Here is a 1,367-nt window from a genome sequence, read left to right as displayed (position 1 = left end):
GGCGACACCATCGAGATCCACGGCGCCCGGATCCGGCTGAACGGCATCGATGCGCCGGAAAGCGGGCAGCTGTGCCAGGATCCGCGCGGCACGGCCTGGCGCTGTGGTCAGCAGGCTTCGCTGGCACTGTCAGACCGGATCGGGCGGCAAGTCGTCAGCTGCCAGGAAACAGACATCGACCGCTATGGCCGGTCTGTGGCGGATTGCTTTGCGGGCGGCGAGAATCTGAACCGCTGGATGGTGCGCGAGGGCTGGGCGGTGGCTTACCGCCAATATTCGACCGCCTATGTCGCGGCCGAGGAGCACGCCCGGACCGGCCAGCGCGGGATCTGGGAGGGCCGTTTCGACATGCCGTGGGATTGGCGTGCGGCACGCCGCAGCCGTCAGAAAGCGGCACCGCCGATGCAGAGGTTGCAACAACTCGCCGGGCAAAACTGGTCCTGCAACCCGCGCCGGACCTGCTCTCAGATCGGCAGTTGCGCAGAGGCGCGCTGGTATCTGCAGAACTGCCCCTGGGGCGGCAGGCTCGACCGCGACAATGACGGCATCCCCTGCGAGAGCATCTGCTGAGAGAGATTCAGGCGGTCCGGCATCTCGGCGCGGGGTCGTGTCGCCTGCGATGGCTGCCGGATCGTCAGTTCACTGCGGCTAATCCGCCCAGCCGCGTCACCGACCAGCCGCCGCTGTGCCCTTTGCGCAGCCAGGCCGCGACCAGTTGAAAGCCACTCTGCGGCCAATCCTTCGGCGTGTCGATCAAGACCAGCTCGGCAATGCCGAACCCGGCCTCGTCCAGATCGCGCAGCCGCGCCTTCGTGGTTAGATTGGTCAACGGCGCCAGCCAGACGACATTCGGCGCAATCCGCATGGCATGGCGGGTAAAATCGCGCAGCCGCGACCAGGGCGGATTGGTCATCACCCAGTCGACCGGTTCGTGCCAGTCTAGGAAATCGTGTCCCTCAGTGATCTCGCACCAATGCCGGTTAAGATGGGCGGGAAACAGGTCGTGAAACGCCCCACGCCCTCTGGCCGGGTCCAGCACCTTGCCCGTCATCCGATCTGCGAAATGCCCGATCACCGCTGCCGCCAGCTCCGGCGGCGTCATCACCAGATCCTGCGCCGGGGCATTCGTCGCCGGCACCAGACCGCCACGCCCCGAGGGGGCAGCGCGTAGCACCGACCTGACGCCCAGCACCGCCGCTGCCCTGACCAGCGTCGCGACCGTCGCGCCCAGATCTCGTTCGAGCGCAATGACAACCGGTCGGCTGACCCCGATCCGATTGGCCAGTTGCGCCTGGCTCAGCCCCCGCGCCCGCCGCCGATCGGCCAGAGCCCGCGCCGCCTGCACCCGGTCCGGCGCCCAGCCCCAG

General features: G+C 68.0%; 2 protein-coding genes. One reads left to right on the top strand and one right to left on the bottom strand.

The annotated features are described in order from the left end of the window. A partial coding sequence (locus tag DFP89_RS20045) for a thermonuclease family protein (RefSeq protein WP_114351050.1) occupies positions 1-570 on the top strand: 570 nt, incomplete at its 5' end. A 64-nt stretch (positions 571-634) separates the two neighbouring features. On the opposite strand, the gene DFP89_RS20040 is transcribed toward DFP89_RS20045, so the two are convergent. Continuing rightward, the coding region (locus DFP89_RS20040) for a helix-turn-helix transcriptional regulator (RefSeq protein ID WP_220269898.1) at positions 635-1,367 on the bottom strand (733 nt) is incomplete at its 5' end.

Source organism: Paracoccus lutimaris (assembly GCF_003337565.1).
GTDB lineage: Bacteria > Pseudomonadota > Alphaproteobacteria > Rhodobacterales > Rhodobacteraceae > Paracoccus > Paracoccus lutimaris.
Note: the sequence above shows the minus strand (reverse complement) of the source record. Positions and strands in the feature narration are given on the sequence as shown.